Annotated in this window: 18 protein-coding genes; 5 read left to right on the top strand and 13 right to left on the bottom strand. The window is 43.2% G+C overall.

What is annotated here, in order from left to right; translation table 11 throughout:
* Window positions 1–60: 60 nt before the first annotated feature.
* From hisIE to LZF95_RS08785, 6 genes are all read right to left on the bottom strand, one after another.
* Window positions 61–660: a bifunctional phosphoribosyl-AMP cyclohydrolase/phosphoribosyl-ATP diphosphatase HisIE gene (gene hisIE, locus LZF95_RS08810; RefSeq protein ID WP_233754615.1), complete on the bottom strand. Its 600-nt coding sequence runs from the start codon at window positions 658–660 to the stop codon at window positions 61–63.
* Between the two features lie 190 nt (window positions 661–850).
* A complete protein-coding gene (gene hisF, locus LZF95_RS08805) occupies window positions 851–1,606 on the bottom strand; it encodes an imidazole glycerol phosphate synthase subunit HisF (RefSeq protein WP_233754614.1) in 756 nt (251 codons plus the stop codon).
* 171 nt (window positions 1,607–1,777) lie between these two features.
* Window positions 1,778–2,494, bottom strand: a complete 717-nt coding sequence (gene hisA / locus LZF95_RS08800) for a 1-(5-phosphoribosyl)-5-[(5-phosphoribosylamino)methylideneamino]imidazole-4-carboxamide isomerase (RefSeq protein ID WP_233754613.1) — start codon at window positions 2,492–2,494, stop codon at window positions 1,778–1,780.
* A gap of 101 nt (window positions 2,495–2,595) precedes the next feature.
* The gene (gene hisH / locus LZF95_RS08795) at window positions 2,596–3,195 is read right to left on the bottom strand and encodes an imidazole glycerol phosphate synthase subunit HisH (RefSeq protein WP_233754612.1); all 600 of its coding nucleotides are present in this window, start codon (window positions 3,193–3,195) and stop codon (window positions 2,596–2,598) included.
* A 124-nt stretch (window positions 3,196–3,319) separates the two neighbouring features.
* Window positions 3,320–4,099, bottom strand: a complete 780-nt coding sequence (locus LZF95_RS08790; RefSeq protein WP_233754611.1) for a phenylalanine 4-monooxygenase — start codon at window positions 4,097–4,099, stop codon at window positions 3,320–3,322.
* A 347-nt stretch (window positions 4,100–4,446) separates the two neighbouring features.
* The gene (locus LZF95_RS08785; RefSeq protein WP_233754610.1) at window positions 4,447–4,629 is read right to left on the bottom strand and encodes a hypothetical protein; all 183 of its coding nucleotides are present in this window, start codon (window positions 4,627–4,629) and stop codon (window positions 4,447–4,449) included.
* Window positions 4,630–4,849: 220 nt separating this feature from the next.
* On the opposite strand from LZF95_RS08785, the gene LZF95_RS08780 reads away from it, so the two are divergent.
* The 5 genes from LZF95_RS08780 to LZF95_RS08760 all read left to right on the top strand — a co-directional run bounded on the left by LZF95_RS08780 (window position 4,850) and on the right by LZF95_RS08760 (window position 9,960).
* Window positions 4,850–6,211: a hypothetical protein gene (locus LZF95_RS08780; RefSeq protein ID WP_233754609.1), complete on the top strand. Its 1,362-nt coding sequence runs from the start codon at window positions 4,850–4,852 to the stop codon at window positions 6,209–6,211.
* Window positions 6,204–7,217 (top strand): glycosyltransferase family 2 protein, encoded by a 1,014-nt coding sequence (locus LZF95_RS08775; RefSeq protein WP_233754608.1) that lies wholly within the window; start codon window positions 6,204–6,206, stop codon window positions 7,215–7,217. The genes LZF95_RS08780 and LZF95_RS08775 overlap by 8 nt, the downstream gene beginning before the upstream one ends.
* A 110-nt stretch (window positions 7,218–7,327) precedes the next feature.
* Complete coding sequence (locus LZF95_RS08770; RefSeq protein ID WP_233754607.1) at window positions 7,328–7,603, top strand: hypothetical protein; 276 nt, start codon at window positions 7,328–7,330, stop codon at window positions 7,601–7,603.
* 159 nt (window positions 7,604–7,762) lie between these two features.
* Window positions 7,763–8,755, top strand: a complete 993-nt coding sequence (locus LZF95_RS08765) for a BF3164 family lipoprotein (RefSeq protein WP_233754606.1) — start codon at window positions 7,763–7,765, stop codon at window positions 8,753–8,755.
* Window positions 8,756–9,237: 482 nt separating this feature from the next.
* Window positions 9,238–9,960 carry a 1-acyl-sn-glycerol-3-phosphate acyltransferase gene (locus tag LZF95_RS08760; RefSeq protein ID WP_306422301.1) on the top strand — a complete coding sequence of 241 codons (723 nt, stop codon included), beginning with the start codon at window positions 9,238–9,240 and terminating at the stop codon, window positions 9,958–9,960.
* On the opposite strand, the gene LZF95_RS08755 is transcribed toward LZF95_RS08760, so the two are convergent.
* From LZF95_RS08755 to LZF95_RS08725, 7 genes are all read right to left on the bottom strand, one after another.
* Window positions 9,947–10,603, bottom strand: a complete 657-nt coding sequence (locus LZF95_RS08755; protein WP_233754605.1) for a hypothetical protein — start codon at window positions 10,601–10,603, stop codon at window positions 9,947–9,949. The two genes, LZF95_RS08760 and LZF95_RS08755, sit on opposite strands and share 14 nt — an antisense overlap.
* A gap of 187 nt (window positions 10,604–10,790) precedes the next feature.
* Window positions 10,791–12,158 (bottom strand): pyridoxal-phosphate dependent enzyme, encoded by a 1,368-nt coding sequence (locus LZF95_RS08750; RefSeq protein ID WP_233754604.1) that lies wholly within the window; start codon window positions 12,156–12,158, stop codon window positions 10,791–10,793.
* A 534-nt stretch (window positions 12,159–12,692) separates the two neighbouring features.
* Window positions 12,693–14,333 carry a putative ABC exporter domain-containing protein gene (locus LZF95_RS08745; protein WP_233754603.1) on the bottom strand — a complete coding sequence of 547 codons (1,641 nt, stop codon included), beginning with the start codon at window positions 14,331–14,333 and terminating at the stop codon, window positions 12,693–12,695.
* Entirely contained in the window at window positions 14,326–15,042 is a 717-nt protein-coding gene (locus tag LZF95_RS08740) for an ABC transporter ATP-binding protein (protein ID WP_233754602.1), read from the bottom strand. The genes LZF95_RS08745 and LZF95_RS08740 overlap by 8 nt, the downstream gene beginning before the upstream one ends.
* Window positions 15,043–15,105: 63 nt before the next feature.
* Window positions 15,106–16,032 carry an aspartate carbamoyltransferase catalytic subunit gene (locus tag LZF95_RS08735; protein WP_233754601.1) on the bottom strand — a complete coding sequence of 309 codons (927 nt, stop codon included), beginning with the start codon at window positions 16,030–16,032 and terminating at the stop codon, window positions 15,106–15,108.
* A gap of 2 nt (window positions 16,033–16,034) precedes the next feature.
* Window positions 16,035–16,583, bottom strand: a complete 549-nt coding sequence (gene pyrR / locus LZF95_RS08730) for a bifunctional pyr operon transcriptional regulator/uracil phosphoribosyltransferase PyrR (protein ID WP_233754600.1) — start codon at window positions 16,581–16,583, stop codon at window positions 16,035–16,037.
* Window positions 16,584–16,617: 34 nt separating this feature from the next.
* Entirely contained in the window at window positions 16,618–18,237 is a 1,620-nt protein-coding gene (locus tag LZF95_RS08725) for a transcriptional regulator (RefSeq protein ID WP_233754599.1), read from the bottom strand.
* Window positions 18,238–18,305: the final 68 nt, after the last annotated feature.

Raw genomic sequence — 18,305 nt, 5'->3', positions numbered from 1 at the left:
AGGGCTGAATTTATTCAACCCCTGAGGTACAAACACCCTGGTATAATTACCACCAAGCCTTTACTTTTTGTTATGCCGCGCTATCAGCACATCCATCACCTCATCCAATTCATATCCTTTGGCTTCCAGCAATACCAGGTAATGGTAAAGCAAGTCTGCCGCTTCTCCCATAAATAGCTCCTTGTTATCGTCCTTTGCCTCAATCACGATCTCCACGGCTTCTTCCCCCACCTTTTGGGCTACTTTATTGATGCCCTTGGCAAAAAGGGAGGCAGTATAGGATGTATCGCTGGGATTGTTCTTCCGGTCTTTGATGATGGCTCTCAATTGATCAATGAAGACAGTCTTAGAGGAATTGCGCTCATCAAAACATGTATCGGCTCCAGTATGACATACAGGGCCTCGTGGATTAGCTTTCACTAAGATCGAATCCCCATCGCAGTCCACCGCTATAGAAACCAACTCCATAAAATTCCCAGAAGTCTCACCCTTCGTCCAAAGCCGGTTTTTACTACGGCTGAAAAAAGTAACCATCTTGGTCTCCTTGGTTTTTGCCAAAGCCTCTTCATTCATGTAACCCTGCATCAGTACTTTCCCACTCAACGCATCCTGCACGATTGCCGGAACCAACCCATCCATTTTTTTAAAATCTATGTTCATGTCTTTTTAACCTTTGGGGTTTCCAAAACCCCGAAGGTTTTGATTATTACTTACTATTTTATTTCTCTAAAGAGCTCAGAAATCCTTTAGAAAAATTATTAATCATTAGTTAAACCTTCGAGGAAATTTGTCAGTTCCCGATAATCGGGACAGGCTGTTCCTCCTTCCAAATAACGCCTCAAAGGTTATATCACTTTCTAACACTTATCCCTTCATTTCCCAAATAACTCTTTAACTCAGGAATTCCTATTTCTTTAAAATGAAAAATACTTGCTGCCAAAGCAGCATCAGCTTTCCCAAAGGTAAACACATCTTTAAAATGTGCCATGGTACCTGCACCACCTGAAGCAATTACCGGAATGCTGAGCGCTGATGATATCTCCGCAAGCAACTCATTGGAGAAGCCGGCCTTAGTGCCATCGTGATCCATGGAGGTCAATAAAATCTCTCCTGCACCCCGATCACACACCTCTTGCGCCCATGCTTGGGTTTTCAGCAAAGTAGCTTGTCTTCCTCCATGCGTATGCACAAAATCAATCCCGTCCACATTTCTAGTATCTATCGCCACTACAATGCATTGGGAGCCAAATTCAGCAGCCATTTCATTGATGATCTGGGGGGTTCTAACTGCTGAAGAATTAATGGAAATTTTATCTGCGCCTGCATTGAGCAGCACTTTTACGTCTTCAATGGTAGAAATCCCCCCTCCCACGGTAAATGGAATATTGATGGCCTTGGCCACTTTTGTCACCAATTCGGCCAAGGTTTTCCGCTTATCCACCGTGGCGGTGATATCCAAAAACACAAGTTCGTCCGCTCCCTCGTCTGAATAGATCTTTGCCAGCTCCACCGGATCACCTGCATCCCGTAGTTCCACGAAGTTGACACCTTTGACCGTGCGCCCTTCTTTTATGTCCAAGCAGGGAATAATTCGTTTAGTAAGCATTATTTGATTTCAACTTTATATACTTTATTATTCATTATTCGGCGTTCTTCATTCATTATTAATTGGAAAATTGCAAGATTGAAATTACTTGTCCACCGTAGCGGATTGGAAAATTAGGTTGTAATGTGCTAAAGTTGGAAAGTTTGAGATTTCTGACTTTAGCTTTCTGAATTAGACAAAAGCTGCCATTTCCCCCAACGTCACTTTTCCCTCATAATACGCCTTACCTACTATCGTCCCATACACACCGATTTTTTCCAGTTCTTCCAGATCTTTCACAGAGGAAACCCCACCACTAGCGATTAGTTTAATTCCTGGTAACTCTTTCAAAATATCCTGGTACAAATCCACCGAAGGCCCCTGAAGCAAGCCGTCTTTAGCCACATCAGTACAAATCACATAGCTGATACCTTGGGCCGCATAGTCTTTGATAAAGGGAATCAAATCCACCGTGGTAGTCTCCTCCCAACCCCCAACCGCAATCTTTCTATCCTTTGCGTCAGCTCCTAAGATGATCTTTTCTGATCCATATTTCTTGATCCAAGCTTGGAACAACCCAGCATTTTTCACTGCTATGCTTCCGCCGGTCACCTGCTTGGCTCCTAGTGCAAAAGCCTTTTCTATTTCCTCATCCGCCTGAATCCCTCCCCCAAAATCAACCTGAAGACTAGTACCGGAACTGATTCTTTGAAGTATATCCGCATTGACTATTTTCTTGGCCTTGGCCCCGTCCAGATCCACCAAATGCAGTCGTGTAATGCCTGCACCTTCAAAACGCTTGGCCATCTCCAAAGGGTCGTCATGGTATTCTTTTTTGCTGCTGTAATCGCCCTGACTGAGCCGCACGCATTTCCCTCCGATGAGGTCTATAGCTGGGATAATTTGCATTTTTTGAGATATTAGAAGCAAGATCCAAGAATCAAGGCTCCATTATTTAAGGTTTGAGTTATAATTGAACCAACTCCCCCTTTAAAAGAGGGCAGGGGGATTTATTTAAGAGAAAGGAAATTCTCCAACAACTTCTCTCCTACCAGTCCGCTTTTCTCCGGATGAGCCTGGATAGCATAAAAGTTATCCCGATGAAGAATGCCCGAGAAATCGTGGATGTAGTGCGTCTGGGCAATGGTGTATTCACTCAATTCCGCGTAGAAGCTATGCACGTAATACACAAAAGGATTTGTCGGCAAATCTTGTAAAAGCGGATTATCAGCCAAATTCTCCAGTTCGTTCCAGCCTACATGTGGCACTTTGAACTCCTGGGAATTTTCCGGCACAAAGCGCTTCACTTTCACCGGAAAGATCCCCAAACACTCCGTATCTTTTTCTTCAGAATGCTCACAAAGCAACTGTAGCCCTAGGCACACGCCCAAAAACGGCTGCTTCAAGTCTTTGATCAGCCCATCCAGTTTCCGTTCTTTCAGGTATCTCATCGCTGTGCTTGCCTCTCCCTGCCCGGGGAACACAACCTTGTCAGCTGTTCTGATCTGTTCCGGATCATCCGTCAACGTGGCGTCTGCCCCTAGCCTTTCCAAGGCATAGAGTACCGATTGTACATTGCCTGAGTTATATTTTATTACTGCTATTTTCATTTTTAGAAGACGGAAGACGGAAGACGGAAGACGGAAGTACTATTCTTCGGTCTTCAGTCTCCTGTCTTCGGTCAATTTTTATTTACTTTTCACTTTTCACCTCTTACTACTTACAACTCACCACTTACTTCTCACCATCCAACAACAGCTTATCAAGTACCTCCTCTATCTCCGGAAGCGACTCGTAAAGCTGCTCATAACTCTCAATCACAAAGTATTTATCCTGAAAGCGATCCTTCCAGTATTCCTGATTCAAAATCCTCCGTACATCGTAATCGTAATGCTTGGGCTCATTTGAAAGGCTGAATTTAGTCTCTCCTGCCGAACTTAGGATGCCCGCCCCATATATTTTTAGCGCTCCATCCTCTTTTATTAACCCAAACTCAATGGTAAACCAATAAATCCTGCTCAAAAGCTGGATCGCATAGGGATTATCGATATGCTTCAGGGCAATTCCGGAAAGCTTTTCCAGGAAGTCCACATAGGGCTGATTGGTCAGCAGCGGCATATGGGCAAAAGCATCATGGAACATATCCGGCTCTTCCAGGTAATCCAACTGCTCCATTTTTCGCAGCCAGGTCGAGGAAGGAAATCTTCGGTTGTTCAATAAGCCAAAAAACAAATCATCGTCAATCAGCCCGGGAACTACCTGCACTTCCCAGCCCGTGGTTTTTGCTAAAATCTGATTTAGCTCTTCAAAGTTGGCAATACGATCAGAGGTAAACCCCACAATCTCCACGCCTTCCAGGTAAGCTTTGGAAGCTGCTTTGGGTAGATTGGGCATCTGCCGCTCAAAGAGTATCTTCCAGACGTTAAAATCCTCAGCGGTGTAGGCTTCGTATTCCTGCCTGAGATTCTGTAATCGCGGATCGCGAAAGACCCAGTTTTTCGGTTTCGAATTCATGTTCATGGTATTTGGGTATATTCTGTACTTTCATTTTTACGTCATCGCGAGGAGGTACGACGAAGCGATCTTCTTTTTGTATAACACCAGATTACTTTGCTCCTACCGTGGCTTGTGTCTCCACAAACCACCCAATCCTTGTCAATTCCTGCTGCTTCCGGAGAAGCAGCATAGCACTAGAAACAAAAAAGCCCATTCCGCTAGGAATAGGCCTCTATCTATTTTTCACCAAAAACGCATAGTCATCCTATCCCTTCATTGAGAATGGTGATAAGAATGATGTACGAAAGTTCTTGGTGTCGGATTCATGGTCTAAATATAAGCGGCAAATCCACAAGGTCAAAACATCAGGCACTCTTATTTGCATGGGGCGGTATGCCAAAAGCCTCATAAATAATCTCTTGTTCTATCAGCGTGAGAAGCCCATTCTTAATCGGGAGATTTCGTTTTCTGATCCAGCGGGAAAGTGTTTTGACAGAAATCCCATATTCGTCTGCGACCTGCTGTCTGGTTTTGGCTTTTTGTACCATAAAAAAATTAAAAATTAAAATTGGGATATTGCTTTATGACTCAATGTAACTAAAGTAAACAGAATTTCAGGTTTTTCAAACTTATTTTATAGATATTCCTCATTATCATTCAGATAAAATTGAATTTGTCCGATTTTGTCCGATTTTGTCCGATTTTGTCCGATTTTGTCCGATTTATTAAAATATTCTTTTTCTAATTTTAGATTCAACAATTTTTCGTATGGGCAACTTCACATCCTACCGGTCAACTATTCTTTCTGACACTTGGTCTGCATCTTGGGTCAATTCCTATAATCTCATTTTAATACTATCAGGGATCACTCTCATTGCATTCCTGCCTACATTTTCAAATGATTTCCAGCTGGACTGGGACGATACCTGGCAGGTGCTGGAAAATCCACTTGTAAATGGAGCTACATTACAGGACATCAGGTACCACTTCACCCACTTTTGGCAGCAGCAATATTCTCCCGTCAATTCGGTATTCTATCTGGGGATAGCCGGGCTCTTTGGCATGGATGCCACTGCTTTTCATATCGCATGCCTTCTTGTCCATTGGGGCAGTACGGTGCTGGTCTTTTTTATCATCAAAAAACTGACTGAAGTACTCCTGCCAAACCACAATAATAAAAAGGCAATGATTTACGCCTTCTTTACGGCTCTGATATTCGCAATCCATCCCCTGCAGGTGGAATCCGTGGCCTGGATCAGCGCCTCCAAAATCGTACTGTATGGATTTTTTGCCTTGGTGGCGTTTTATAGTTATATACGTTATATCCAAACCTCCAATTGGCTATGGCTGATTGTGACCGCTATGGCTTACCTATTGGGCTTTGGCTCTAAGGAACAGGCTATTATTCTTCCGCTCAACCTAATCCTTTTCGATTATATCTTTGGCAGGTATGCAGACCTGAACTGGAAAAAGCTACTTACCTCAGGGGTAATTCTTGAAAAAATCCCTTTCTTCCTGATGGCTCTGGGATTCTGGTATTTCTCATTGATCAACAACCTAGGCACAGTAAATCCAGGTGGATATCCAGTTTATCAGAGACTGGTATTTGGCCTGTATAGTATTACCGAATACATTTTCCGGTTTCTGGCCCCCGTCAAGCTGTATTTCTTCCATCCCTTCCCGATTTCGCCAGGAGAAGCCCTGCCCTTATATTACTTTGGGTACATCCTTTTGGCGGGGATTATAGGCTACTACAACTGGGGCTACTACCGCAAAGGGAATAGACTCGTAGTAGTTGGTTTTTTGTTTTTTCTCATCAATCTACTTCTCGTACTCCATATTATCCCATTACCCCGTACTGTGATCACTGCCGATCGCTATATGTATCTCAGCATTATTGGACTAGCCTTGATTGTAATCTGGCAAGTGGATCAATGGCTCTCCACACCCAACAGACCAATAATTATAGTTGGGTGCTTTGCCTGGTTTCTTTTTTTGGGCGTGCATTCATTTTTAAGGACCGCTGACTGGAAAAACAGTGAGACCGCAAAAGCAAGTGTGAATGAAATCATAGAGAAAAAGAAAAATACACAGGAGGCAGAACCCTTTAACTTCATCGAAAATGAATGATTTTTTAGTATCCATAGTGGTTCCCTGCTACAATGAGGCTGAGAATATAGCTCCCTTACTAACACGTATAGAATCTACACTAAAAGAGTATAGCTATGAAGTGATCTTGGTCAACGATGGCAGTAAGGACGGAACGCAACTGGAAATCGAACTGTCCCACACCATTAACCCATCGGTCAGTTATATCAGCTTCTCCCGGAATTTTGGCCATCAGGCGGCTCTTAAGGCAGGGATAGACCATGCAACTGGTGATTGCATAGTCACTATAGACGCCGATCTACAAAAACCGCCGGAGGTCATCCCGAAAATGATCGCACTTTGGCTAAAAGGAAATGACATTGTCACGGCAGTCTGCAAAAATGAGGGGCAGCCTTCCCTCTTTAAAAGACTGACATCCACAGGCTATTACAGACTACTATCCTGGCTGGCTGATCATGAAGTTATGCCAAACGGAGCGGATTTCCGGCTTTTTGATAAAAAAGTGGCCGATATTATCCGGGGTGTCCAAACCCAGAACCTGTACCTAAGAGGAATATTTTCCTGGGTAGGTTACCAGCAGGCTGTCACGGAGTACCGGGAGGAAAAAAGAAAGTTTGGGGAAACCAAGTACGGGTTCTGGAAAATGCTCAACCTGGCAAGCAATGGGATCACCTCCTTTAGCATCAAGCCCCTGCGGTTTGCACTGGCAGTAGGGTTGTTCTTTGCAGGACTGGCTTTCGGATATGGTATCTATGCAATTACAATTGTCTTTCTTGGTATGACAGTGCCGGGATGGGCATCACTGGTGGCCAGTGTGGTATTCTTGTCCGGAATACAGCTAATGGTACTGGGGGTAATAGGGGAATACATCGGCAAAATGTATATGGAACTCAAGCAAAGGCCAACTTACCTCATTTCAAAAACAAACATTACTGTTCCTTCTGATACCCAAAGGGAAGGAATCCATTTTTTTAACCCAAGAGACCTACCTAACGGTAGGCAAGGAAGGAGGCAGACTATGACTTGACAAAATTGTGATTTCTCTTTCTGCTGCCGGAGCCACCAGAGAAAAACGTAGGTGAAAACGAAAAATTCACATCAACCAAAAACAAATTCTTATATTAAACTCTTAGAAAAATGAACACAAAATTCAATAAAATCGTGAAAACTGCCGCTGTGGGGATATTCTTTATGGCGCTACTAATGAATGTGAAAGTAAGCTTGACAGATCCTTTTGTAACCATTAACAATGATGTGTTTGCTCAATCTAATAGTTCTTCTGGAAGTGGGGAAGTTAAATGCTATAGCATTCTACAAGGTTTTGATGGTCAATCTGTCTCCTGTAGTCCATGCTATTTGGCTACGGGAATCCCTCCTTGGTATCATTTTGGAGGTTATTGTACACCAGCTTAAAAACATGGAATTCCTCGGCCGTAATAGAACTCGTTTTATAACGGCTGAGTATTTATCTAAATTCAATAACGTCAATTCCATCTAATGAAATCGATTGCATTACTTATTCTTTCGTGGCTATTATTAGCAAGCTGTACTAAGGATCGTTTACCCATCTTTATGCATGATAATCCTACTATTATCCACTTCAACGATACGTATAAGCTTATCGGAGAAAACACATTAGTAGAAGTACCAGGAGCTAACAACTTTTTTATATTTGATAGCTTATTAATATTCACTACTCCAGCACTTGACACATTTTATCATTCTTATTCCACAAATAATTTATGCAAAATCCGAAGTTTCATAGCCAAGGGGGAAGGGCCTAATGAACTGAAATCAATCCTCAAACCACTTTATCTTGAAAATGAGGATGATAATATAATGATTAATTTTTATACTCCAGCAAGGCAGGGAATCCTCCGGTATAACTTTACTGGATCAAACCTTAACAAAAAAGGCCATTTTCAGGATACCTTGAGTCTTGAAAATGCCACCGAAATCTATAGAGCTTATAAAATCGACGAAAGCCTAGTTTTCATTGACCGATTGGACTTTTTAGGTTTTAACCAAATTTATGAAATTTACGATTACAAGCACAATCAATCTGTCCATCTGGACACGGCAATTATCTCAAGACTTCAAGACCAAAAGGATGTTTTTTTAATGGCAACAAGTACACTTTTAAATTTTCACCAAAAAAAATACATAAGCGCTATGAGGTTTGCCGACCAGGTAAATATTTATGATCTAGAAAATCCGGAAAAGTCGCATGCTGTTTCAGTAAAAAATAACGCCACTTCTTTAATTGATGCATCTAATATGATAATGCCTCTTAAAAAAGAGTTTTACATAGATATCAGGGAAGCCAAGGGGTTGATTTTTGCACTTTATGCAAATCAGTCGCGCAAAGAATGGGCAACAGGGAACACCCCTGCTGAAATCCATGTAATCAATTGGCAAGGCAAAGCCATCTGCAAATTGATTGTAGATCAAAAACTTCTCAATATTGACATAGACTCTGGAAAACAAATTCTATATGGGTTGTCAGAAAGGCAAGAGTTGATAAGGTATGACCTTTCACAGTTGCCACACTTAAGCATCTATTGATTGAGTTACTTTTTCGGGTTCTACCCTTAAGTTAGTGGAAGATATTCGAATTTATGGGCCAATATGAAAACAGGTATAGTATCAGGATAAAGTTCAGAGCTGTTTTTCAGGGAGTGTCCTAAATAGGATATGATAAAAACTCAGACATTCCAGGGTAAAACCAGGTCCATATTTTCCATCTAGCCTATCATGGAGCATGTGCATAATAGAACCATGTCAACGCTCTCTCTTTCTTCATATCCTGAAAAAACTTGGCCAAAGGAAGAATTATCATTCCCCAATCAGAAATTATTTAGTTCTAGATTCCCCCATTTGCTTTTCACTCTTTTTCGATTCTGCAGACTCTGAGATCAAATCCAATCTCCTTCAAAAAGTTTTTAATTTTGCTAAACCTCAAAAAAACAGAGCCCCCGAACGCTCGGAGGCTCCTGCAAGCAAAGAGTGAAGATTATATTTACACCCAAAATTACCAATTTATCTGAATGATGAAAGTCATCCATGCCCTATTCACTGTTTATTCCATCATTTTATTCTTTGCACTGCTTCTGATCCTGGGGCTTTTCATTGTAATCCCGGTGAGTATCAGCCCTGCGGGAGGAAAAATATCCTTTCTGTTTATCCGTATCTGGGCAAGGATCTGGTCTTTCGGGTCAGGAATACGGTATGAATTCCATGGGCATGAAACTATTGATCGCACCCAGCCATACATTTATATTTTCAACCACCGCTCTTTTTTGGATGCTGCCATTATCCCGCTTGCCATACCGCAGCAAGTTCGGGCATTGGGAAAGAAGGAATTGTCCCAAATCCCGTTCTTTGGCTATGTAGTAGGCAAAGTAGCTATCTGGGTGGACAGAACTGATGCGGCATCCAGAAAAAAAAGCATAGCCCGGTTGGTGACTTTCCTCAATAACGGGATCTCTGCCGTAGTGGCCCCAGAGGGGACAAGGAATGACAGCGATGCCCCCTTACTGCCATTCAAATTAGGGGCTTTCAGGCTGGCTATAGAGACAGGGATTCCTATCGTACCGATTGCCTTCATAGGAGCCGATAAAATCATGAAAAAGGGCTCACTTCTGATCAGTCCCGGCAAAGTCAAAATCTATTATTCCAAACCGATTATGCCCACTAAAGCAGCATCAGTGGAAGATCTTGCAGAAAAATGCCGATCAAGACTGGAGGCTATGATCCTCACCCATGAATAGCAGTATTCTTAGGTTCTTCTTCCACCGCATCTATGGTCAGTTCCTCAAAAAGGATATAGACCGCCAGATAGGTTATCGGTACAGTGACTAGCAATCCTACCATCAGAAATAGAAATCCTGCGATATTCAGTGCCAACAATGCCAGCCCAAACAGAAAGAATTTCAGCCAGTTGGTATGCACAAGTCTCCTGCTCAGCTCCATGGAAGTCCAGAAATCAAACCCTCCATAAATCACAAATAAGAGGCTAAACATATATCCTACAAGTAAGTATATCCCTGGAACGATGAAGAGAATAAGCCCCAAAATAACCACCACAGAGCTAATCAAATTGGTGGAGACAAGATCCCACCAGTACTTAAATCCATCGAAGTAATTCTGAAAATCTACGGGCTCCCCTTGGTTTTGACGGTTTGCCACCAAATAAAACCCACATACCAGAGGGGGCGACAGAAAGATCGCATATAGAAAAGTAATATCTTCCAAATAAAGCGAGAAACAAACTTGTATAGCGGCTATCATGGCCATAAAACCTATATGAAGTAAAGCCTGGGACTTGAACATTTCCCAGGCTTTTGAAAGAATCTCCTCTATATTAAAATCTACTCCCGAATCTATGATCCGTTGAATTTTAGTTTGGTTCATTTAGTTTTTCCATTGTTATCCCTTATTAGTACTATTCAGCTTAATTTCAGTGCTCCTCAGGATACAAGACGGGAGAACGAAGTACCGCAAAGCTATAGGTAAGGTCTATTTGGTTTTCGGTCTTCCGTCTTCCCGCCTGACTAAACAGAGAGAATCATGGCTATTGGCAACAGGCAGATAAGCAAAACTACTTCGTGAAAGCTTCCAGTATATCATGCTTGGTGATGATGTGAATCTGATTTTGCACATCCCGCACCAGCACAGCTTTTTCCTTTTCCACCATGGAGGAAAGCACGTCCAGGGTACTGTCCAGTGCCACAAAATGCATGGAGTCTTCCATCACATCAGCCACTGAAGCATCTTTCAGAGATGGATTGTCTATGATTTTGGCAAGTAATTTATTGTCCGTAAGGCTCCCGACCACTTCGCCGTTTTCCATTACAGGAATCTGGGAAACACTGGTCTTGTTCATCAAACCAATAGCGTCTCTGACAGAATCAGACTTTAATGTCGAAACCAAGGTATAGGTCCCTGTTCTCTGGGAAATAATATCCCTTGCCGTGGAGAAGGTCTTGTCTTCCAGAAAACCGTGGTTCCTCATCCATTCGTCGTTATACACTTTGCCCAAGTATCTGGTGCCATGATCCGGAAGTATAATGACCATCTGGTCACCTTCTTTCAAATTATCTTTGGCCCACTCCAGCGCCCCGTGTACTGCCGAACCACATGACCATCCTACAAACAACCCCTCTTCCCTGGCCAGGCGGCGTGTCATCACAGCGGAATCCTTATCCGTCACTTTGACGAAATGGTCTATCATATCGAAGTTCACATTCTTAGGTAGAATATCCTCCCCGATTCCTTCTGTCAGGTATGGATAGACCTCCTTTTCATCGAAAATTCCAGTCTCCTTATATTTTTTGAATACGGATCCATAGGTGTCAATCCCAACTGTCACCACATTGGGATTCTGCTCTTTGAGGTATTGGGCAGCACCGCACATGGATCCGCCAGTTCCCACCCCTGCCGCATAATGCGTCACCTTGCCATCTGTATCATTCCAGATTTCTGGCCCGGTAGTCTCGTAGTGGGCGGCAGTATTGGACAGGTTGTCGTATTGGTTAGGATAAAAGGAATTCGGAATATCCTGATTTAATTTCTTCGCTACAGAGTAGTAAGACCTAGGATCATCAGGGGAAACGTTAGTTGGGCACACGATCACCTCTGCCCCTACTGCTTTCAGAATATCGATTTTCTCTTTGGATTGCTTATCTGCCATCGTGAAAATACACTTATAACCTTTTGCGACAGCTGCCAACGCCAGTCCCATTCCAGTATTCCCACTTGTTCCTTCTATGATTGTCCCTCCCGGCTTCAATATCCCGGATTTCTCCGCATCCTCCACCATTTTGATCGCCATACGGTCCTTCATGGAGTTGCCGGGATTGAAGTACTCCACCTTCACGAGTACCTCTCCCTTGATATGTTTAGCAAGCTTGTTTAGGCGGATCATCGGGGTATTGCCGATGGTATCAATTATTGAATTATAGATCATATCTGGTCATATTTGGTTATCAAAAATACAGGATTTTTCTTGGGTATGCGACTGGGAGAAAGTTAAAACAGAATAAAATTCGGCTTCACTAATGAAAAGCTGAAAAGATGGCAGGCTATTTTCAAAGGTTTTATTAACCCATTACTACTTATTTGGTTCAAGTCTTCAGACTTGGACCCTAAGTATTGCAGTCTCCAGACTGCCTTTTCAAGTTAACAGGTCTATTTTAAGTTTAGCAGTCTGAAGACTGTATTGAATCCCGGCAAAGTCAGGAAGACCTTGCGCTAAAGTTGGTCATTCAATTCCATATTTCCGTGAGTGAGACACTCCCGGAGGCTTTGGAGGTTTACACAGAGGACATTATTCAGGTTTTCTAAGCAGCCTCCTGATAATCTTCTAACCGTCCTGCAACAGGCAGGCTTGGACCTTAGATAATTAAGTCTTTCGACTTCTAACATCATTTATTAATGAGCAGTCTGAAGACTGCACTGCATAGCGGTGCTTTCTTTGCGCTCTTTGTGGCTAAAAAAAAACTTACACCTCTTTAAATTCCAGCCGCTTCAGCACATCCAATGTCACATGCATCAGGATCGCCGCTACGAAAAACAGCCCAAAAGTACCTCCGAAGAGTGCCCAGACAAACTGCTTGGATATTATAAACGCAATTACACTGAACGCAAAGGAAGGCACAAAACCAAAAAGGACAATCCCCCCGATGATGAAGGGCTTGATCAGCTTTCTATCCCAGCCCTCATCCAAAGAAATCTGCGGAATAATATTGATACCAAAACCCACCAAATAAATCTCTATAGTTGCAAAAAGAAACAGGGGAATGATAAACCAATTTAGTCCCGCAATCAAGACAGAAGGCACTATCAGCGCAATGCAAAACAATGTGATCTGCAAGATATCCAGCTTGATCATATTCCAGAACTTGGAAGCCCAACTCGCAGGAACCAGTATGAAAAAAGGTTTCTTCAGATCGCCTACATTCGCCCTGCCTATGCCCGCAAAGAAGTAGATGAACAGCATAATCAGCAGATATCCGTAGAGGAAATAGTGTGAAAACCAATCGAATACGGAAAGTATAGCCAATACGATCCCCACAGCCACCATGATCAGGGAATACAGACCAAACAGGGGATGAAAATCCTGTCTGGAGCTATGCACGTAATTTCTCCAATAAAACGCCTTAGCCCCGGTACCAAAGTCAGGAAGGGCTAATTTCTTCTTGGTATTGAGGCTATAGGAGCTTTCTCCAACCTGCTTCTTACCCTTTACTTTCTCCAGCTTTTCCTCGTTAGATTTGGTCGCTTCCAGTACATCTTCATAATAATATCCGGCAAATCGGATGACAAGCTTGAGAATCACAAAAAACGCTATGCCATACAGCAGGATAAACCCCACAGACAAAACAACATTGTCGTGGGCAAGATAGCTTCCTATTCCCCTACTCCATCCTACTAGAGGGAAGAAATCAAACCATGGGGATGAAATCCAAGCAAACATCCCCTGCCAAAACTTATCTGCCAAAAGACCTGGAACAATGATCATTCCCGCCAGCAATATCGCCAAAACAATCACGCCGGACCGGATATACTCCATCACGTCATACTTGGTATTGAGGGTGTAAACCAGAAACTTGATGGGAGACAGGATAAAAAAGAACAAGGCTACCGCAAGTATCAGAAATGTGAAATTGGCCACTGTCAGATCAAAGGTCTCATACGCCTGACTGGACGCATAAGCCACGAAGATGAGCGCTCCGCCCAAGGAAGGCAATATCGACCTTCCCATGTAATAAATCAGGATATTCTCAGGCTTGACGGGAGATGTAAACAGCAGATTGACATCAGCCATCTTAAAGAAGCTGACATTGTTTTTCGTGGCGCGGAACAACTGATAGATCAAAAAGACCAAGGCGAGCAACGTTACCGCCCCAATTACATTTTGCATGGCAAAATTCACCTCTGGAAGACCGTTCATATCCAATTCAGGAATATCCTGGGAAGGAGTGCTGTCACCCCGGCTTTTCATGCGTATGAAATACATGAAGAAAATATACCCGGCGATCCCGGCATAGGGCAAAAGTCTGAGTGGATTCCTGAGTATCAGTTTGATATTATTGATCAGGATGAGAATATCCTTCCTGAGCAACAGTCGGATTTCATTCATCTTTGGTCATTTCTAAAAATAGATCTTCAAGTGTGGTACCTTCTTCCTGTACAAACTGGAGCTTGAGATTGGCTATGGTGTCATTGCCGACTATATTCCCATTTTTTAAAATCAGGATCCGGTCGGCGATGGATTCCACGCTGTCAATCAGATGCGTGCTGACCAGAATAGTTTTACCAGCTTCTTTCAGTTCCCGGAAAATCTTTTTGGTGTTTTTGATTGCCTTGGGATCCAGTCCGATCATGGGTTCATCAAAGAACAAGACCTGTGGATCCGGCAATAAGGCACAGCATATTGAGACTTTTTGACGCATTCCCTTGGATAAGTCCCGTCCCAGTTTATCCTTTTTATCCGTCAACTCATAGAGTTCCAGGTATTCATCTGATTTTTCCCTCCACTCTTTCACACCGTATGCCTGGGCTACAAACTGCATGTGCTCCTGTACGGTGAGCAAGTCATACACATATGGAGTTTCCGGAATGTAGCTGAAAAGACGCTTTGCCTCCACACTCAGATGGTCGTATCCCCCGAGGGTGATTTCTCCGGATGTTTTGCGAAGCAGCCCCACTATACACTTCATGGTAGTACTCTTCCCCGCCCCGTTCGGCCCAAGCAAGCCCACGACCTCTCCTCCCTGCAGTTCGAATGAAATATCGTTGACAGCGTTCTGCTTGTCATAGGTTTTTACCAGATTGATGACGCTTAGCATAAAAATAGATTTGAAATTTTAAGTGAGAAAATCTGAAATCCCAAATTTGAAACTTCAAATAGATTACCCTTTTGTCCCCGCCAGCAAGTATAGTACTGCCATTCTCACGGCCACGCCGTTTTGCACCTGGTCTAAGATAATCGAATGTTCGGAATCAGCCACGTCAGAATTCAGTTCCACCCCCCGGTTGATCGGCCCTGGGTGCATGATTACTATTTCCTTATCCAGCTGGTTCAGTAGCTTCTTATTGATTCCGTAATAAAGGGAATATTCACGCAAGCTCGGGAAATATTTGATCTGCTGCCTTTCGAGTTGGATTCTCAGTACGTTCGCCACGTCGCACCACTGAAGTGCTTTTTTCACATCCAATTCCACTTTTACCCCGAGGCTCTCAATGTATTTTGGCAGAAGTGTGATCGGTCCGCAGACCATGACTTCGGCTCCTAACTTTTGCAGGCAAAAAATATTGGATAATGCTACTCGGGAATGAAGGATATCCCCGATGATGGCCACTTTTTTTCCCGCTACGTCACCCAGCTTTTCCTTGATTGAATAAGAATCCAGCAATGCCTGGGTAGGATGCTCATGGGTGCCGTCCCCGGCGTTCACGATATTCGCATTTACGTTTCGCGCAAGGAAGTGAGGGGCGCCAGGACTTGAGTGTCGCATGACCACCATGTCCACTTTCATGGAAAGGATATTGTTTACGGTATCCACCAATGTCTCCCCTTTTTTCACAGAACTATTTGAAGATGAAAAATTCACCACATCGGCAGAAAGCCTTTTTTCTGCCAGCTCGAAGGAAAGCCGGGTACGGGTGGAATTCTCAAAAAACACGTTGGCAATGGTAATATCGCGAAGTGAAGGCACTTTTTTGATCGGCCTATTGATCACCTCTTTGAAATTTGCCGCAGTATCAAGAATAAGTTGTAGATCCTCCTCTGTAAGGTTTTTGATCCCGAGTAGGTGTTTTGTACTGAGTTGCGACATGGTTATGGCTTAACTTTCTCTGTGATCCAAATTGCATCTTTTTCATTCCCCTTGTCTGCCCATTCCACGAGCACATATTGGCTCTCCAACGTGTGAACACGAACCCCATAATAATCCGGCATTATGGGATAGTCGCGGGTGAGTTTGCGATCTACCAGCACCATGAGTTCTACTTTCTGCGGTCTGCCAAATGCGATCATCGCATCCATGGCCGCACGTACAGACCTGCCTTTGTAGAGCACGTCATCGACCAGGATCACTTTTTTGCCTTCTACCAGAAAATTGATTTTGGTTTCGTTTGCTTTGAGGGGAAAATCTCTCCTGCGAAAATCGTCCCGGTGAAAAGTAGCATCCAGATATCCTGAAGGAACGCTCACACCAGAAATCTCTTTCAAAAGCTGAACGATCTTATCCAATAAAATCGGACCTCTAGGCTGCAGGCCCAAAAGTACGGTATTCTCAAAATCGTCGTGATTTTCTATCAATTGATGACAGAATCGTCTGAGTATGATCTCAATCTGTCCTTCGTCTAAGACAAGCCTTTTTTGCATGGGGTAGATTTGAGGGTAAATATAAAAAGAAAATCTAGTCTGGGAGTTGTTCTGGCTTATACAAATCCCCGTCCACCACAATTTTGGTGACAAAGTAAACCTCACGAACCTCATCCCCTCCTCCTTCTTTGACAAATCTGATCCGCTGTGTCCCTGTAAGCAAAAAGTACCTGTCGTACCAGTGGATCAACCTCAGGCTCTCCATGTTGGTATTCTGTATGCGCTCATTTTCGTTGACCAAGCCCAGTTCAAACTCGTAATTTTCAAAGATTTTCTCCCCCTTTCTGAAAAAGCTCAACTTGATGAGCTCATTCTCCACATAGCTATGGTAAACATCATCACCCACCACGGCTATTTCTCCAAAAGCCTCCGGATAAGTGGTCACCAGTTCGTGATAAGTGCTGGAATTGTCCCAGAGCACTTGACCGGACTTGGCCACTTTGGCAAAATGCGCAGATACATACCTATACTCAGGGGTAGTCTGATACCTGCCAGCCATAGGAAAACGGTTGGTCAGGTAGGGATCATTGAACATCTGGGTCCCCATCCTACTCCATCGGTCATACCGATACCCTCCATATGAGTTCATCCCATTCTGATATCCAGAACGACTGTTTGACACGGTGTAATGATCAAAATACAGATAATAGGCATCCGGACTTTGGCGGACTTCGCGAATTGAATACACATTTTTGATTCCGGGAATCTTCTCTTTCTCCAGTTCTTTCAGCACTTCTTTATCCCTTTTTGCTTTGTTCTTTTCGTTGAGGTAATTGTAAAAATTAGGAAAATCCTCCAAGGTATAAAGCTTAAAGTCATACTCCCCAAATTCGTTGATATCCATGATATACATTCCTTGATAGGCATTTCTGCGTTCCAACCCAAACGCGCCCAACATTGCCTCTTGATAATTGCCTACGGGCACCAGTATGCCGTCCATAATTTCCTGACCTGGATCTGCAAACTTGTCAACTTTTATTTCCTGAATGACATTTCCTGTCATGTCATAGGTGTTGACGAGCAAGTCCCTGTTTCTGTAAGCTCCCTTTCTGCTCAACACCACCTTTAGTGACCTTGTTTCGGGCATTTTTCTGATTTGAAGGATCTGGGTGTTGTTCCCATAGATTCCCTGTAGCGTATGAACACTTTTTGTCAACAGATCATAAATCTGCAAAACCGGTCTGCTGTCCGTCGTTCCCATAAAAATGGCCTTTTGGTCTTGTACCAGAAATTCAACCAGTTCCATATCCAGGACATTATCCACTGCAAATTCAACCCCTTGCCTGGTCTCCAAATCAATCTGCAAAAGGTACTTACTGGAGTTGGTCGTAAAGCCTCTTGTAAACAGCGCAAACAACATGTTATTATCCGTATCATATCCCAGCAGATCATATCCATCTTTGACCGGAAACTCTACTACTCCTTCCACGGAATTCAAACTGGAATCGGAAACAAAATATTGAAAAACCTGCTTGGAGCCCAGCCCCTTCCCCGGTAAAGAGCGGAAGGAAACCAGACCAGATTCTGAATCCATCATTTCGAATAGAGGATCATTTAGCTCAGAGGCCACCTCGAAACGCTCAATAAACCTGAGCTGCGCAAAAGCACCCTCCACAAGGATAAAAAGAAAAAGGAAGAGGAAAACATTTTTCATATGTTTACAATTGAATTTTAAAGGTCTTATAGCCTGTCCCGAATTTGGTTCGGGAGAATCTCGCATAG

Origin of the sequence: Algoriphagus sp. AGSA1 (assembly GCF_021390545.1) — a bacterium.
In the GTDB taxonomy this organism is placed as follows: Bacteria; Bacteroidota; Bacteroidia; order Cytophagales; family Cyclobacteriaceae; genus Algoriphagus.
This window is presented reverse-complemented; position numbering and strand designations above follow the sequence as displayed.

Bases quoted from the DNA above. Each gene is read 5' to 3' on its own strand.
- hisIE (WP_233754615.1), bottom strand. From the start codon at position 660: ATGAACATAGATTTTAAAAAAATGGATGGGTTGGTTCCGGCAATCGTG.
- hisF (WP_233754614.1), bottom strand. From the start codon at position 1,606: ATGCTTACTAAACGAATTATTCCCTGCTTGGACATAAAAGAAGGGCGC.
- hisA (WP_233754613.1), bottom strand. From the start codon at position 2,494: ATGCAAATTATCCCAGCTATAGACCTCATCGGAGGGAAATGCGTGCGG.
- hisH (WP_233754612.1), bottom strand. From the start codon at position 3,195: ATGAAAATAGCAGTAATAAAATATAACTCAGGCAATGTACAATCGGTA.
- LZF95_RS08790 (WP_233754611.1), bottom strand. From the start codon at position 4,099: ATGAATTCGAAACCGAAAAACTGGGTCTTTCGCGATCCGCGATTACAG.
- LZF95_RS08785 (WP_233754610.1), bottom strand. From the start codon at position 4,629: ATGGTACAAAAAGCCAAAACCAGACAGCAGGTCGCAGACGAATATGGG.
- LZF95_RS08780 (WP_233754609.1), top strand. From the start codon at position 4,850: ATGGGCAACTTCACATCCTACCGGTCAACTATTCTTTCTGACACTTGG.
- LZF95_RS08775 (WP_233754608.1), top strand. From the start codon at position 6,204: ATGAATGATTTTTTAGTATCCATAGTGGTTCCCTGCTACAATGAGGCT.
- LZF95_RS08770 (WP_233754607.1), top strand. From the start codon at position 7,328: ATGAACACAAAATTCAATAAAATCGTGAAAACTGCCGCTGTGGGGATA.
- LZF95_RS08765 (WP_233754606.1), top strand. From the start codon at position 7,763: ATGCATGATAATCCTACTATTATCCACTTCAACGATACGTATAAGCTT.
- LZF95_RS08760 (WP_306422301.1), top strand. From the start codon at position 9,238: ATGATGAAAGTCATCCATGCCCTATTCACTGTTTATTCCATCATTTTA.
- LZF95_RS08755 (WP_233754605.1), bottom strand. From the start codon at position 10,603: ATGAACCAAACTAAAATTCAACGGATCATAGATTCGGGAGTAGATTTT.
- LZF95_RS08750 (WP_233754604.1), bottom strand. From the start codon at position 12,158: ATGATCTATAATTCAATAATTGATACCATCGGCAATACCCCGATGATC.
- LZF95_RS08745 (WP_233754603.1), bottom strand. From the start codon at position 14,333: ATGAATGAAATCCGACTGTTGCTCAGGAAGGATATTCTCATCCTGATC.
- LZF95_RS08740 (WP_233754602.1), bottom strand. From the start codon at position 15,042: ATGCTAAGCGTCATCAATCTGGTAAAAACCTATGACAAGCAGAACGCT.
- LZF95_RS08735 (WP_233754601.1), bottom strand. From the start codon at position 16,032: ATGTCGCAACTCAGTACAAAACACCTACTCGGGATCAAAAACCTTACA.
- pyrR (WP_233754600.1), bottom strand. From the start codon at position 16,583: ATGCAAAAAAGGCTTGTCTTAGACGAAGGACAGATTGAGATCATACTC.
- LZF95_RS08725 (WP_233754599.1), bottom strand. From the start codon at position 18,237: ATGAAAAATGTTTTCCTCTTCCTTTTTCTTTTTATCCTTGTGGAGGGT.